Raw genomic sequence first — 15,815 nt, 5'->3', positions numbered from 1 at the left:
CATGATTAAACCAATTCGCAACTCCCTTTGTATTTTGTATTTCAATCAAGTTCGGGTGATTACTTACTAAACCCGAAGAACCCCACCCCGCCAAAGCTACGCTTTGTCTCCCCTCCCCGCTTGCGGGGAGGGGATTAAGGGAAGCCAATGCGGTCTTCTCCCTTGGCGCTAGCCTCTCCCTTTGGGAGAAGGGGAGACGCACTCGCGTTGGCGGTAGCCTGCGGCAAGCCGTTCGCGTAGCGTCTCGTAGAGAAGCGTCTACGTTAAAAAAATTGACTTTAGCAAAGAGTTTTAGCCTTAACTGAACTGTATTGAGACCTAACCCCCAGCCCCTTCCCTACGAGGGAAGGGGAGCCAATCTTCAAAGCCCCTCTCCGCCTCGGAGAGGGGTTTGGGGAGAGGTCGCTTCTAAGCTCTAACTTTCAACCTTTTAGGTACAATTGCCGATAGATTTTCTGCACTATTGATGATTACGGTTGCACTTTCTGTGATTTACAGATGAAATTGCGCCTTCATCAACTTTTAGTTTCTACCTTTGAAAGAGTTTAGCCATTCTTGAACTTGCTCTCGTGCAATATCGCGTCCCCCAAGACCAAAGGCTAGGGCGATGGCAACTGCGATCGCACCTAGTAAAAGTCCGAAGGCTAAATTCACAATATCACTGGCAACTCCAATCTGTTGCAGTGCCATTGCAGAGACTAAGGCAATGATGGCAATCCTCGCCACCTGACCCAAAATCTGGGCTTGGCGATCGCCGGAACTGGTAATGATGTTAAAAGCCAGATTTGCCAGGAATAAGCCAATGGCAAATATGACCAATCCTGCCAAAATTCGCCCGAATATGATCACAATACCAGACACCAATGCCGTCAAGGCTGGAATATTCAAGATATTCACCGCCGCCACCGTGGCAAACAGCATGATCCCCACTAAGGCAACAATACCTGCAATTTCCGATGGAGTGCGGGTTGAAATTGGGGGTGTTGGTTCTGTGGAAATTACGATTCGTTTGCTGGGTGTTGTTAGACCCAGGATGGTGAAAATGTTATTAAAGCCTAAATTGGTGAGGATACTTGTAACCAAATCCCCAACAAACCGCCCGATGAAAAAGGCAACAATCAAAATTGCAGCAGCTGTAAAGATGGCAGGTAGAGCGTTGAGAACCTGTTGCAGCATTGCGATCGCCGGTACAGATATCGCATCAATTCGCAACGCATTCAGCGCGGCGATCGCCACAGGAATCAAAATCAAAACATAGACAATTGTGCCGATAATACTCGATAGAGGTTGCACCCCCGCAGTTGCAGATAATCCCAACCGACTACCTAAATGATCGATACCAGTTGTCGCCAACAAGTTCGTCACAATCCGCCGCACCACATTAGCGATAAACCAGCCAACTGCGCCAATTAATATCGCCGCTAAAATGTTCGGCAGAATTAGCAGAACTTGTGTAATTAGAGCTTGTACTGGTTGTAGAGCCTCCCTGAGTCCAAGAGTATCTAAAACTGGGGCCAGAAACAGTAAAAATATAAACCAATACAGAGCATTGCCAATGGTCTCACTCACAGACAGCTGATTCAGGCTGGGTGGGCTGTCTTGTGCATCTGGATTCAAACGCTCATCCAGATGAAATGCTTGTAATGAGCGCACAGTGATCATCTTCACAATGGTCGCCAAAAGCCAAGCGGTTCCCAAAAGGATTCCTGCACCAACCAACTTGGGCAAAAAGCCAATAAGCTGATCGAGAAAATTATTCAGAGGTCGAGAAGCTACCTCCAGATCCAATGTCTGTAAAACAGCTACCGCCGTCAACAGGATAATGCTCCAAAAGACCAAGCTGGAGATTAATTTCTCCACTTGGGGAACATCTTGACGACCCGTTATCCCTGCCGCAATGCGGTTATCGATGTTTGTGCGATTGAGGATTCCTCGGGTCACGGCCGCTGCGATCGCTGCAATTAGCCAACCTACTAACAAAATTGCCACTGCCCCCAGCAGACGGGGTGTAAACAGAATCAACTGTTGAACAATCCCTTGTACATCAGCGATTCCTTGATTAACTGCTGGTTGCAGGGTGGGCGATTGTGCCAAAAATGGCTGTATTGTCGTAGACAAATCAACTCCTATCACCTGGGTTATCCCTTGCCAAGTTGTGTTCATGGTTTTCGGTAATTAAACTCAAATATTCACCGGAAACACTGAATCAGTGTTTTGCCTATCAATTTACCAGTAAAGACATACCTCTATGGCATTGATAAGCTAATCGTCATTGATTTTTCCAGAATGATTCGCTTGTAGTCAGGGCTGAAGCCCTGGTTTTATGCAACTTACAGCAGAAATCATCTATTTTGTTCCACATCTGTCGTAGTAGGGGCCTTGCGCCCATAGGTATCAACTTAACGTCAAACCCCTCTCAAACTCTCATTTCTCCGTGACCTCTGCGTCCTCTGTGGTTCGTTTGACCTTACTTGTACGTAAGTCCTGGGAATGATATTGAGTCCACTCACTGACCATCACGATCCGCGTCACCCCACCCCGGTTTTGTCTAAAGCCAAAACCTCCCCTCCCCGTGAACGGGGAGGGGATTGAGGGGAGGGGTAAAATGACTCTGGAATCAGCGTCTCTTTCCACTCCCTATTTTGCCGAATTTTGGGTTATTCTAATTGCAGCAACAGCACCAAAAATGTGGAATGTCCCAAGTTTTGGAACAATCGATTGAAATTAATGCTACAGCTACGGTGGTGGAGCGCTGTATTAGCGATTTAACCCTCATGCACCGTTGGCTCAACCCCATCCTGCGTTGCGAACCTGTGGGCGAAGCTTGGAGTACGGATATCGGCAGTGAAAGTCGTTTTATCATTCAAATTCCTTTACTAAAACCCACGTTGAATAGCGTAGTTGTAGAACGACAACCCGGTTTGGTAGTCTGGGAATTTCAGGGATTTTTTCAAGGGCGCGATCGCTGGGAATGCCAGCCAACAGAAAAAGGAACGCGCTTACTGAACCGTTTTGAGTTCAATATTCCTAACCCCTTAGTTAGTTGGGGTTTCAACACCTTTGCCGCCTCTTGGACAAAAGAAGATATGCAAGCCCAACTGCGCCGCCTCAAACTAGTAGCACAAGAACAACATAATTCGTAATAAGTAGAGCGACGCAAATAAAGCTAACTGGCTAAGGCTGTCATTTGTCATTTGTCATTTGTCATTTGTCATTTGTCCTTGGTCATTTATAAGGGTTTAAGGTGTATTTACGTTTTGTAATATAATTTGGTTTATTCTTGCCGAATTACTTACCTTGACTGCCTTCGCTGCTCTAAAAAACTTACCTAAACTTGGTTAGACCTAGTTTAGTGTTCTTTTCCTGCTTCGTCCTAGATAGTTGGCTTTAGATTTTTTCGCACCAACGTACTTAGCATTTTTTCTACCTTTTGCTGTTTCAGGTAAATGAAAAAACGAACCGCATTCGCGTTAGGGCGTGTTTTCAAACCTTTCTTTAAGCACCTCAGTCTTTGGAGATCCCCCCAATCCCCCGATAGATTGGGGGGATTTTAGAGTTTCTTTTTCCCCCTTTTTAGGGGGGTTAGGGGGGATCTTCGAGTTTGAAAACACGCCTTAGCGGGGTTAAGTTTGGGAGGCTTTGGTGTGAGAAAAATACTTTTGAAACATCCTCTTAGAGGTTGTTTTAAAAGTATTGGGCGATTGGAAATCGTTACTACACAAACTCTCGTCCACCTCTGAGTGGTGGAAAATAAAACTTGTATGATCGTTGTTAAAGTTCCTTTTTCGCAATATTATGAGCGAATTACAGACTCAACTAGTAACTGATACCTGGATAGCAGCAACTTGGGATAAATATATCCAAATAATTGAAAATCCTGCCTATGAAAAAGCCAAAGGCTACTATCACAATGGACACATGAGGATTGAAATGCCACCACTCGGTCATGATCACGCCTGCGACAACACAATTATTGCCTTTGCTGTTAACCTTTTTTGCACAATCAAAGGCATCCTCGCCAAAGGCTTAACTAACTGTACCTATCGGAGAACAGGCTTTAATGAAGCTCAACCTGATGTGTCTTACTATCTTAGCGACAATGCTGATATCATTCCTTATGGAACTTCAATCATTAATCTAGACATATATCCAGCACCAACTTTAGTCATAGAAGTTGCTAATACTTCCCTTGCTGATGATCAAGGTGAAAAACGACTTTTGTACGAAGATTTAGGAGTCAAAGAATACTGGATTTTAAATGTCCAGAATGCGCAAGTTATGGCTTTCGCTATTGAAAACCAAGGTAGTAGGAGGATTACAGAATCTCAGGTATTACCAGGATTAGCAATTTCTTTATTAAACGATGCATTACGCCGAAGTCGTCAAATGAATCAAAGTCAAGTTGGTGCTTGGTTATTAACCCAATTTCAGCAATAGACATCTCCAAAAAAGAATGTAGAGACGTAGCACTGCTACGTCTCTAGAAGCACTGCTACGTCTCTAGAAGCACTGCTACGTCTCTAGAAGCACTGCTACGTCTCTACAAGGGTTCTGGGTAACGCATATTTAATTGTCGAGGTATTGCCAATTGTGTTGACTTGCGCCTTGCCGCACTAGTGGCTAAAGTCACCCATTCAGGTGAAGGCATACAGGCAAAGAATACCTATTATGAAGGAACATTAAGCAACTATGAAGCTAATTATGCGTCTAGTTGTTGGTGTATTAATAAAAATTTAATCCCAAAATTTTAACAACTCCGCATTTTTGCAATTGCCCTCTAAGTATTTATGTCTGCTCAATCAAGCTTAATTAACAGGAACCCCACCCCCAGCCCCTCCCCGCAAGTAAGGAGGGGAGCAAAAGCGCTGCTTTGGCCGGGGTGGAGTACTTTTAGTATGGGCAATTTTACGCACATAATTATATAACTACAGGCTACTCCCAGAAAGCAAGATTCATAGGCTTTTAGATATGGCTACGCACATAGAAATTCCTGTTATTGGCAAAGTTAAGTATCCATTACGCTGGCTGATGGGGCTGATAGCAGGGGGTGTCTTGGTTGTGGGTACAGCAACAACTTACACCCTAGTAAATCAAGGGAGAAACAAAGAAGACATTGCTCAATTAACTGTGCCAGTGACAGCGCAAAACGTTACTTTGCGGATTACAGCTAGTGGCAAAGTCGTGCCAGTTCAGAGCGTAAATATTAGTCCGAAGAACCCCGGAGTGCTGTCACAATTATATGTGGAACAAGGCGATCGCATTCAACAAGGGCAAATCCTCGCTCGCATGGATAGTGCCAGCATTGAGGCTCAAAGGAGTCAGTATCGTGCTAACTTAGCCCAAAGTCAAGCACAACTAGCCGAAGCCCTTGCTGGTAGTCGTCCTCAAGAAATCGCTCAATCAAAGGCCCGGTTAGCACAAGCTCAAGCCCAGCTAGCCGCAGCCCAGGCTGGTAATCGTCCCCAAGAAATTGCTCAATCTCAATCGCAAGTGGATGCAGCTCAAGCAAGGGTAAATTACACCAGTGAACAGGTAAAACGTTACCAATTTTTATATAAACAGGGAGCAGAGAAAAAACAATTATTTGATCAAGCCCTCAGCGAAGACAAAAGTGCTAGAGCCAATTTAGAAGAAGCTAAAAAACGATTGTCCTTAGTTCAAAGTGGCACCAGGGCTGAGGAAATCGACCAACGCCAAGCAGCTGTGAATGAAGCACGAGCAGCATTAGTTCTGTTAGAAGATGGCACCCGTTCGGAAGAAATTGTGCAGCGTCAAGCAGCAGTTGCAGCAGCTGAAGCTCAGTTGAAGGGTGTACAAGTGCAGTTAGATGAGACGATTATTCGCGCTCCTCTTTCGGGAATTGTCACCCAAAAATATGCTGATCCCGGCGCCTTTGTGACACCGACAACCTCTGCTTCTAGTAGTGCATCGGCAACTTCCAGTTCAATTGTCGCCGTAGCAAGGGGTTTAGAAATATTAGCTCAAGTTCCCGAAGCCGATATTGGCAGAATTAAACCGAGACAGCAGGTGGAAATTGTCGCTGATGCCTATCCCGATCAAGTTTTTAAAGGTCATGTGCGCCTGATTGCTCCAGAAGCAGTGGTGGAACAAGGTGTAACATCCTTCCAGGTGCGGGTTGCTCTGGATACTGGTATAGATAAACTACGTTCTGGCTTAAATGTGGATCTGACTTTTTTAGGCGATCGCGTTAATAATGCCTTAGTACTACCAACGGTGTCAATTGTCACCGAAAAGGGGAGAACTGGCGTACTTGTACCAGATGCCAACAATAAACCCCAGTTCCGCGAAATTACAGTTGGGGCACAAATCCAAGACCAAACTCAGATTTTAGGGGGAGTTAAAGAAGGCGATCGCATATTTGTTAACCCACCCAAAGACTACAAAATTGAAAAGGCTAAGGAACAAAATGAGTAGGTCGGCACAATTAAAGCTAATTGGTTAAGGCTGTCATTGGTCATTTGTCATTTGTCATTGGTAAGGGTTTTAAGCTTATTTACGTTTTGTAATATACTTTGATTTTTCGCGCCAACTTACTTAGTTCGTAAGACATGAATTTTTTAGAAAGCATGAACATGGCGGGGAAAACCCTGCTGTCAAATAAGCTGCGTAGCGCCCTCACCATGCTGGGTATAGTTATTGGCAACGCCTCGGTGATTGCGATGATTGGTATTGGTGAAGGTGGGCAAAAGTACGTGAATAAACAGTTGGAGTCATTAGGGCCAAATGTGCTATTTGTGATTCCAGGTAATCGAGAAACTCAGCGTATCTCCTTTGAAGTGCCAAAAACTTTGGTATTACAAGATGCCGATGCGATCGCCTCTCAGGTGCCAACAGTAGTAGGGGTTGCACCAGAGTTAAATAGAAGACAGGTAGTTACGTACCGCAACAGAAACACTGATGTCAATATTATTGGTACAACTTCCAGTTTCCTATCAGTGCGGGATTTTGAAACTGCTAAAGGCCGATTTTTCTCTGAGGTAGACATTAAACGAAGTAACCAAGTCGTTGTATTAGGTGGAGACTTGGCAGAAAAACTATTTGGTAATAGTAACCCGCTCGGTCAGCAATTACGAATCGGAAACACTAGCTTTCAAGTGATTGGGACGTTAACACCCAAAGGTTCCAGCGTGGGAGCAGATTATGATGAAGCTGCTTTAATACCGATTACCACTTCAGCAAACCGACTTGTGGGAAAGAATTCTCCCTATGGTATCGCCTTAGATTATCTCGTTGCTGCCGCTCGTGATTCAGAGAGTGTGGATGCAGCAGAGTTTCAAATTACGAATTTGCTGCGTCTACGACACAAAATTAACGGTGAAGATGACTTTACCATTCGCACCCAGAAAGATGCCTTGCAAACCGTTGGTCAAATTACAGGTGCATTGACAATTATGCTAGCAGCGATCGCCGGGATATCTCTGTTTGTTGGCGGCATTGGCATCATGAATATTATGCTAGTCTCCGTCACCGAACGCACCCAAGAAATTGGATTAAGGAAAGCGATCGGGGCAACTGAGCAAGATATTTTGCTACAATTCATCATTGAGGCAGTAATAGTTTCCGCAGCTGGCGGTTTAGTTGGGACTGGGGTTGGGATCAGTGGCATTCTGTTAGTGGGAGCCTTGACTCCTTTAGAAGCGAGTCTTTCTCCTGTAGCGATTAGTATGGCAGTTGGTGTCTCTGGTGGTATTGGTTTATTCTTTGGCGTTGTTCCTGCACGTCGCGCCGCTAAACTCGACCCAATCGTGGCCTTAAGAAGTGCTTAAGTAGGTTGGCGCAACTAAAGTTAACTGGCTAAGGCTGTCATTTGTCATTAGTAAAGGTTTTAAGCTTATTTACGTTTCGTAACATACTTGACTTTTTCGCACCAACGTGGATGATACAATATTTCATAAATTCGTAGCGAATTCTCTTTGCGTTCCTTTGCGCTTCCCTTTGCGCCCCTACCCTGCGGGAAGGCGAAGCGCCTATGCGTTTAAATTTCAACCCTCAATTCCCCACGATTTTATGCAAAGCTGTACTTAGTTAGGACTTACGCAAAAGTAAGGTCAAACGAACCACGGAGGACGCAGAGTCCACAGAGGAATGAGAGTTTAAGAGGGTTTTTGCGTAAGTTCTATTAGTAAAGCTTTGCGTCAAAAACTAGCATTACTTTTTGAATTTTACCTTGTAGAGCAATTCATCTTTAATCCGGTTGAGAATTGAAGTTTCATCCAGGTTTGCCAAAATCCGATTAATTACTGCTTTCGGCCCATCAGGCCCCCAAGTCGCGCCATTGGCTAAATAAACTTTGGTAACTTGTCCAATACCGTAAGAAGAAACACCAGCGACTCCCGCTTGGGTGATTGCAACTGATATATAAGGGCCGAGGGTAGCACCTGCGGTAGCTGTTGCAGAGATCCCAAGTAAAGTTTTCAATCCACTCAAGCCCAAATTTGCCAACAATTCACTAGCAGCGATACCGCCCATACTCAGGGCAATTTTTTGGAGTAATTGTACAGCCCCAGCTTCAGTCATGGAGAAGCCGTAGAGTTTAGATAAACCCAAAATAAGAGCAATATCAATAACCACACTACTGAGAATATCTACCACAGTTACGGGATTGAGTGCGATCGCTAATGCCTTAGTCATCACAGCCTTCCAAATTAACTGATTGGCATTCTGTTCCCGAATCATCACTTTTCGCTCAACCAATTGCTCATTTACAACATCGGCATAAAGCATACTATTAAGAGCAACCAAGGCTTTACCCTCACGGTGCAAAATTTCCAATATTTTCAGCTTCAGTTCCTCAACTTGGGCATTCCCTGTACGCAACTGTATCCCCCTAGTACCATCAGGGCGACGAATTGCCGTCTTCACCAATGGCGATGCCGCAGCCATGACAATTTCTAGAGGTGTGAGTAATTCCCGCACCCTTTCATCCCGGATTTTGTGATAAATTGCCATCCGGTCTGCTTCTGGATACTGGTCTACTTTGTTAAACACCAGAATGATTGGTTTACCTGCTTCCCGCAACTGAGAAAGGGCCATGTATTCTAGCTTCGTCATGTCGCTAGATATCACAAACAGAATCAAATCTGCCTGTTTGGCAATCTGTTCAGCTAATGCCGCACGGGTTGCACCATCTACTTCGTCTAACCCAGGAGTGTCAATTAATTCCACCTGGGATTGACCTACACCAGGGAGAGTGACTCGCAAAGCACGTTCAGTTTCCCCAATTGCCTCCTCACTAATACTCCAATTAACTGTTTGCGCAGCACGGGTGACACCATGCAAGGGCCCAGTTTCAAATACTGTTTGCCCAACCAAAGCATTAAGTAGCGAAGACTTCCCACGTCCCACCATCCCAAAAGCCGCAATCTGCACCACCATCCGGTCTAACTTTCCCAGCATGGTTTCCAACTCAGCAATTTCCGTCTCCAACCCGGTTTTTTCTTGGGGGGTGAGGTCAAGATTAGCTACCAAGTTTCGCAACGCTGTTTGTGCTTGTTTATAGTTCAGTTCTGTTTGAATGTCTTCAAAACTGAATATAGCACTATCCAGTTCTTCCTCCCAACTGAGAGAATTTGCGTCAGTGTTAGCGGAATCGCTTTGATGAGGTTCAGGCATGGGCAATGTCGAAGTCATATTAATTTTAGATTTTAGATTTTAGATTTTAGATTTTAGATATACCCCGTTTACTATCCTAGTTATTTTTAGAAGCGGTTTGGCGAGATGAGGCTACAAAGGACACAAGGGCAATAAGTATGCCCCACGCCCAATACCTATAGCGGTTCTCAATTGCATGGAATACAGACCTAACCCCCAGCCCCTTAAGAGCAAGGGAAGGGGAGTAATATTCAAAGCCTCTCTCCTAAAAGGAGAGAGGAATGGAAGTGAGGTCAAACTGTATTGCATCCAAGCGAGAACCGCTATAATCTCCAACTCATAGACTAATGGGTAATAAAAAAAGCCTATTCATGGGATGAAACCCAAGCGATATTAAATTATGTCAAAAATAGTTGTCCTCACTGGTTTAATTTTCTCAAATTTAAATTTATGACTGGATGCAGAACTGGTGAAGCAATAGCTTTTATGTGGTGCGATGTCGAATGGGATAAAGAACGAATTTTAATTCGTAGAACCTATGACCGATTAACTAAAAAATTCTACCCCTTAAAAAACGACAAAACTTATAAAGGTGAAGAGGTAAGAAAGTTTCCTATGTTTAAAGACGGGGAATTGTGGAACTTTTTAAAATCTATTCCACAAAGTCAACAAAATGAAGTAATTTTTAAATCAAAAATTGGCAGGGTAATTAACTCAGCAACCTTTGGTAATTCTTGGCGCGGACAAAATTCTTTGTCGATACAATGTAAAGGCATTATTCCAACACTAATAGAACAAGGTAAACTCACTAAATACCTGTCCCCATACAACACACGTCACACGTTTATTACTCATGCTGTTTACGATTTAGGTATTGATGAAAAATTTGTTTCAAAATGATGTCGTCATCAAATAGAAGTATCAAACAAGCATTACCAAGATGTAGCCGTTTTCGCAGGGAAAATCAACCCTGAAATACCACAGCAGCAATCAGAAATTCACCTACTAAAGGAACAGTTACGGCAACAGCAAGAACTGATTAACAAGCTACTTCAAAGTAAGGACGAATAACCCTTATAACCTGAAATACTCTAAGTAATAGTTGAAGGAAGTCAAAACCTTGAAAATAATGCCCCAAAATATTATTATTGCATAGTTTTACCATAAACTGAAAAATGCATCTAAATAACGCTTTAGGATCTTGACTAAATTACCTGTGCGGAAAATTGTTATTGCCGGCAACTGGAAAATGTACAAAACCCAGGCAGAGACCCAGGAGTTTTTACAAGGATTTCTGCCTCACTTAGAGGAAACCCCTCAAGGACGAGAAGTGATATTGTGTCCTCCTTTCACTGATTTAAGTGTTTTGTCCAAGACTTTACACGGTAGCCTCATCCAACTGGGGGCGCAAAATATCCATTGGGAAGAATATGGAGCCTATACGGGTGAGATTTCTGGCCCAATGCTGACAGAAAGTGGTGTGCGCTTTGTGATTGTCGGTCATAGCGAACGACGGCAATACTTCGGTGAAACCGACTCTACCGTTAATCTGCGCCTCCGAACTGCTCAAAGGTTTGGCTTAACGCCAATTCTCTGCGTTGGCGAAACTAAACAACAACGAGATGCGGGAGAAACTGAATCACTGATTACTCTCCAACTCGATAAAGGCTTGGTAGATATTGATCAGAATAATTTGGTGATTGCCTACGAACCAATTTGGGCCATTGGTACTGGTGATACCTGTGAAGTAGCGGAGGCGAATCGGATAATTGGCTTAATTCGTAGCCAGTTGACTAATCAGAATGTATCAATTCAATATGGCGGCTCAGTTAAGCCGAATAATATTGATGAGATTATGGCCCAACCAGAAATTGATGGTGTTTTAGTGGGAGGAGCAAGTCTAGAACCTGAGAGTTTCGCTCGGATTGTGAATTTTCAGTGATGTGCCTTTTTCTCGTTCCCATGCAGGGCATGGGAATGACTCTAGGCGAGCTACCGCCTCATATCACAATACAGTTCAGTTAAGGCTAAAACTCTTTGCCAAAGTCAATTTTTTTAACGAACCGCCAAGGACGCCAAGGACGCAAAGAAAGAGAAGAAAGAGAACAAAGAGAACAAAGAAATGCTTAACTGAACTGTATTGCCTTATATCATGTCCCGTTAATCAAGCTGAATAAAAAATGTTCGTTCGTAGTCAGGACTTTAGTCCTGGTTTAGGGGACTGAAGTCCCCACTACAACTTAAATAGCAATGTAGATTTATGTCAAGTAACTTGATAATTCGAGAACGCCGTTTCGAGTGGGGACAGCGAACTTATTTGATGGGCATTTTGAATGTCACGCCTGATAGCTTTAGTGATGGGGGTGAGTTTAACACTACCTCTGCGGCTTTAGTACAGGCGCAAGCACTGGTAGCTGCTGGTGCTGACATTATCGATGTCGGCGGTCAATCAACTCGACCAGGGGCAAAGCAAATAACTTTGGCGGAGGAACTTGATCGGGTAATATCGGTGTTACAGGTGCTAAGACCAGAAATTTCAGTCCCGATTTCTGTAGATACAACTCGTGCGGCTGTGGCCAGGGCATCTGTAGAAGCTGGAGCAGATATTATTAATGATATTTCTGGCGGCACCTTTGACTCAGAAATGTTGCCAACAGTGGCAGATTTAGGTGTGCCGATGATTTTAATGCACATCAGGGGAACACCACAGACAATGGAACAACAGACTGATTATCAAGATTTACTCACAGAAATTTATAGTTTTTTGGCTCGGCAAATTGGAGTAGCAACTGCTGCGGGCATTGACCTGAGTAAAATTATTATTGATCCTGGTATTGGCTTTGCTAAAAACTATGAGCAAAATTTAGAAATTTTTCGCCACTTGCGATCGCTCACAACACTCAACTGTCCTATCTTGGTAGGAGCATCTCGTAAAAGTTTCATTGGTCGCATTTTAAATCAGCCAAATCCCAAAGCACGAGTTTGGGGAACGGCAGCAGCTTGTTGTGCTGCTATTTTTAATGGCGCTGATATCCTCCGAGTTCACGATGTTCAAGAAATGCGCGATGTTTCCCTAGTAGCTGATGCACTATTTAGACAAACAGCACAGTGTGGCTAATAATTCTTCGATTTTATAGAGCAAGCAGGTTCTAGATTTATCTAAGTAGGTCGGCGTAATTAAAGCTAACTGGCTAAGGCTGTCATTTGTCATTTGTCATTTGTCATTGGTCATTTGTCATTGGTCATTGGTCACTTGTACTGAGCGAAGTCGAAGTATTGGTTATTAGTAAGGGTTTTAAGTTTATTTACGTTTCGTAACATACTTGGGTTTTTTCACACGAACGTACTTATGGGGTCAATCCAAAATCTAAAATCCCAAATCACAAATTGTTTGACTCTTAAGTATTACCATTTTCAGATTTTTTGCCGTTACCTTCTGTAACTGTTGACTCTGCAATCAATTCCTGAAACATTTCAGTTGAGTTGGCTGGGTCTACAAAGACAATTTTGGCATTATTGCTCTCGCCAAGTTTTTGGCTGGCATCTACGTAATCTTGAGCCACAAGATACCGCAGAATATCCCTGCTTTCAGGATTGGAACGTAGAGCTTGAGAAATTATCTCCACTGATTTCATAGTTCCTTCTGCTTTTTTAATCGCAGCTTCCTTCTGTCCTTGTGCTTCGGTAATCAGCGCCCGTTTTTTGATTTCAGCCGCTTGCTCCTCTTCCCTTGACTTCCGTACACTCTCAGGTAGGGTAATTCTTTGAAGGTCTAACCGGAGAATCTCAACTCCCCAATCTCCCGTTATATCATTCAACTGGTCGATGATAGCTGAATGCATCTCCGCTCTGGAGACATTGGTCTGCTCGAGGGTGTTCTGGGCAACGATTTCCCGGAGCGTGGTTGTAGTCACCTGTGTCAGTGCCCCTTGGAGATCCTCAATAGCATAAAAGCTTTTCTCAAAATCTGTAATGCGCCAGTACACAATAGCATCCACTTCCACATAAATATTATCTTGGGTGATCACATTTTGAGGTTTGATGTCTAAAAACTGCTCTCGTGTGGTATCTTCCATCACAATCTGATCGATCAAGGGAACAATAAAATTTAGCCCAGGCTTAAGTTTCCGATGATACCGCCCCAAGCGTTCAACTAGGGCTTCATTACCTTGATTAATCAGTTTTGCAGAACCCAAGGCATAACCTATAAGCACTAAAACTATAAAAATGATTGTTGGTTCCATATATACTCCTATTCAGCTTTTGGGAGAATTTAGTGTCAAGGATATGCTAATAGCTTGTCATATCTTTGAGTTTAATGTTTTGAGTCTCTAATTTTATCAACACTAGCAGCGATGTCTGATGTCGAGTCGCTGCCCATCTTCTACATATTCTGTAAATAGAAGTGTTTTGCGGAATGCGATCGCTATTAAAGCACCTTGATAAAATGCTGGCAAGGACTAATTTATGTAATTAATATTACTTGTACTGATAGCTGCCTGCAGCCGGAAAGTGTATTTAGTATATTCACGTAAATTAAATTAATCTAAGGTAAGATTTAGTGGAACTTGAAAAATTCCAGTATCAGGGTGGGGTAGTTCAGGACTCAGAATTATTAATGGCGCGGCTATTACAAACATTCATCGCCTTTTCAACTCCCTGCTTGAGGCTTAGTTCAATACACTCAACCACGAACTGAAGTACAAGAGACATCTGCTGATTTTCGGCAGCCGAAAATCGCCCCAGCACATGGGAGATAGTATCAGAATCATCGTTATTAGCTGCACCTTTGGGTTTACCAATACCGATGCGCAAACGGGGAAAGTTTTGGGTACTAAGATGTGCGATCGCACTTTTCATGCCGTTATGTCCCCCAGCCGAACCAGACAAACGCAAACGAGTTTTTCCCAAGGGCAAATCCATATCGTCATAAATCACCAGCACTGATTCCGGCGGCAATTTATACCAACTTGTCACCGCTTGTATTGACTGTCCTGAGCGATTCATATAAGTCAACGGCTTCAGCAAGCGAATCTTACCTCCACCTAAAGCCATACCCTCGCCATACTCACCCTGAAACTTGCGGTTTTCTGCCAAGGAAATGCGCCAAGAACGGGAGAGAGTTTCTAGAGCAGCAAAGCCGATATTATGGCGTGTTTGGTCGTACTTGCTTTCTGGATTACCCAACCCAACAATTAGTTGTGGAATCACCAAAGCTGGTTGCTTAAGAGCTTCTGTCATTTTGCCTATAGTCAATTGATATGCATCACTCTTCTAGCACTTTGTCAAGCTAGTTTTGAGTGTTTGTAGTAAGCACTTCAGCGCTTAAAAATCCAGCACTAAAGTCCTTACTACAAACTTAGTCACGCCTCGTAACTAATGAGACAGACCACTAGCTAGGTTGGGAAGAGCTAGCCGTATCCTGCTCAGATTTAGCAGGGTAGATTTGCTTAGGTTCCAATTCAGCGGTAGTCTTGACAACTTCTTCTAACTGTTCTGCTTCTTTTTGAAACTCGTTTTGAAAATCCTTGGAAGCTTCTTGGAAACTACGAATTGTTTTGCCTACACTCCGACCAATCTCTGGTAGCTTCTTGGGGCCAAAGATTAACAGCGCCACTACCATAATTACAGCCATTTCCGGCAGACCGATACCAAATATATTCATTTTTGTCTCCTATAAACTCTAAAACCACTACATAGACTCAGATAATTATTTATTATTATTCGCCCCTCTGCTCTAATGTATTAAACCAAGTTTCTAAATCTGCGTAGTTTACCGCCGTAGACATCGCCAAAAAATCTAACAAAGCTTCACCGAGATTTTCTAATTGCTCCTTCTCGTATTTTAACCCCGCGAAGATTTGAGGCGGAAATTTCTAGTCGTTCTCTTGGCTCAAGTTGATTCACTCGTTCCACCACTTGTTGGTGTCAATTTAACGTATAAACCATGTCCCACAAGGAACTGAAGTTCCTTGCTAATAACGAAAGTCTACTGAAGTAGACTAAATATCCCCAATAATCTTTAGTCTACTTCAGTAGACTTTAGCTAAAAGCCAAAGAACTTTAGTTCAAGGCGGGTGATGTAGGCAAATGACCAATGACCAATGACCAATGACAGCCTTAGCCACTTAGCTTTAATTGCGCCGACCCACTTAGTAGGAAATCGCAGCTAACAAAAAAACCCGGATGAACCGGGTGTAACT

Annotated in this window: 12 protein-coding genes; 7 read left to right on the top strand and 5 right to left on the bottom strand. The window is 43.4% G+C overall.

Features of this window, described 5'->3' with window-relative positions:
* Positions 1 to 522 precede the first annotated feature (522 nt).
* The gene (locus tag LC605_RS02070) at positions 523 to 2,163 is read right to left on the bottom strand and encodes a mechanosensitive ion channel (RefSeq protein ID WP_229545916.1); all 1,641 of its coding nucleotides are present in this window, start codon (positions 2,161 to 2,163) and stop codon (positions 523 to 525) included.
* Positions 2,164 to 2,693: 530 nt separating this feature from the next.
* Between LC605_RS02070 and LC605_RS02065 the strand changes: the two genes are divergently transcribed.
* From LC605_RS02065 to LC605_RS02050, 4 genes are all read left to right on the top strand, one after another.
* Positions 2,694 to 3,143 carry an SRPBCC family protein gene (locus LC605_RS02065; protein WP_229545915.1) on the top strand — a complete coding sequence of 150 codons (450 nt, stop codon included), beginning with the start codon at positions 2,694 to 2,696 and terminating at the stop codon, positions 3,141 to 3,143.
* 652 nt (positions 3,144 to 3,795) lie between these two features.
* The gene (locus LC605_RS02060) at positions 3,796 to 4,437 is read left to right on the top strand and encodes a Uma2 family endonuclease (protein WP_229545914.1); all 642 of its coding nucleotides are present in this window, start codon (positions 3,796 to 3,798) and stop codon (positions 4,435 to 4,437) included.
* 531 nt (positions 4,438 to 4,968) lie between these two features.
* The gene (locus LC605_RS02055) at positions 4,969 to 6,435 is read left to right on the top strand and encodes an efflux RND transporter periplasmic adaptor subunit (protein ID WP_229545913.1); all 1,467 of its coding nucleotides are present in this window, start codon (positions 4,969 to 4,971) and stop codon (positions 6,433 to 6,435) included.
* 134 nt (positions 6,436 to 6,569) lie between these two features.
* Positions 6,570 to 7,787: an ABC transporter permease gene (locus LC605_RS02050; RefSeq protein WP_229545912.1), complete on the top strand. Its 1,218-nt coding sequence runs from the start codon at positions 6,570 to 6,572 to the stop codon at positions 7,785 to 7,787.
* 382 nt (positions 7,788 to 8,169) lie between these two features.
* Here the strand turns inward: LC605_RS02050 and LC605_RS02045 are convergent, their stop codons facing one another.
* Positions 8,170 to 9,651 (bottom strand): GTP-binding protein, encoded by a 1,482-nt coding sequence (locus tag LC605_RS02045; protein ID WP_229545911.1) that lies wholly within the window; start codon positions 9,649 to 9,651, stop codon positions 8,170 to 8,172.
* 315 nt (positions 9,652 to 9,966) lie between these two features.
* Here LC605_RS02045 and LC605_RS02040 point away from each other — a divergent pair, with 315 nt between their 5' ends.
* The 3 genes from LC605_RS02040 to folP all read left to right on the top strand — a co-directional run bounded on the left by LC605_RS02040 (position 9,967) and on the right by folP (position 12,730).
* Positions 9,967 to 10,512 carry a tyrosine-type recombinase/integrase gene (locus LC605_RS02040; RefSeq protein ID WP_309143255.1) on the top strand — a complete coding sequence of 182 codons (546 nt, stop codon included), beginning with the start codon at positions 9,967 to 9,969 and terminating at the stop codon, positions 10,510 to 10,512.
* 316 nt (positions 10,513 to 10,828) lie between these two features.
* Positions 10,829 to 11,554 (top strand): triose-phosphate isomerase, encoded by a 726-nt coding sequence (gene tpiA, locus LC605_RS02035; protein WP_229545942.1) that lies wholly within the window; start codon positions 10,829 to 10,831, stop codon positions 11,552 to 11,554.
* A 318-nt stretch (positions 11,555 to 11,872) separates the two neighbouring features.
* Positions 11,873 to 12,730, top strand: coding sequence for a dihydropteroate synthase (gene folP, locus LC605_RS02030; protein WP_229545910.1), 858 nt, complete (start codon positions 11,873 to 11,875; stop codon positions 12,728 to 12,730).
* Positions 12,731 to 13,010: 280 nt separating this feature from the next.
* On the opposite strand, the gene LC605_RS02025 is transcribed toward folP, so the two are convergent.
* From LC605_RS02025 to LC605_RS02015, 3 genes are all read right to left on the bottom strand, one after another.
* Positions 13,011 to 13,856 (bottom strand): SPFH domain-containing protein, encoded by an 846-nt coding sequence (locus LC605_RS02025; RefSeq protein WP_229545909.1) that lies wholly within the window; start codon positions 13,854 to 13,856, stop codon positions 13,011 to 13,013.
* Between the two features lie 355 nt (positions 13,857 to 14,211).
* Positions 14,212 to 14,853, bottom strand: a complete 642-nt coding sequence (pth, locus tag LC605_RS02020; protein ID WP_229545908.1) for an aminoacyl-tRNA hydrolase — start codon at positions 14,851 to 14,853, stop codon at positions 14,212 to 14,214.
* Between the two features lie 151 nt (positions 14,854 to 15,004).
* The gene (locus tag LC605_RS02015; protein WP_100901199.1) at positions 15,005 to 15,277 is read right to left on the bottom strand and encodes a TatA/E family twin arginine-targeting protein translocase; all 273 of its coding nucleotides are present in this window, start codon (positions 15,275 to 15,277) and stop codon (positions 15,005 to 15,007) included.
* Positions 15,278 to 15,815 lie beyond the last annotated feature (538 nt).

Origin of the sequence: Nostoc sp. CHAB 5836 (assembly GCF_020829445.1) — a bacterium.
GTDB lineage: Bacteria > Cyanobacteriota > Cyanobacteriia > Cyanobacteriales > Nostocaceae > Nostoc.
Note: the sequence above shows the minus strand (reverse complement) of the source record. Positions and strands in the feature narration are given on the sequence as shown.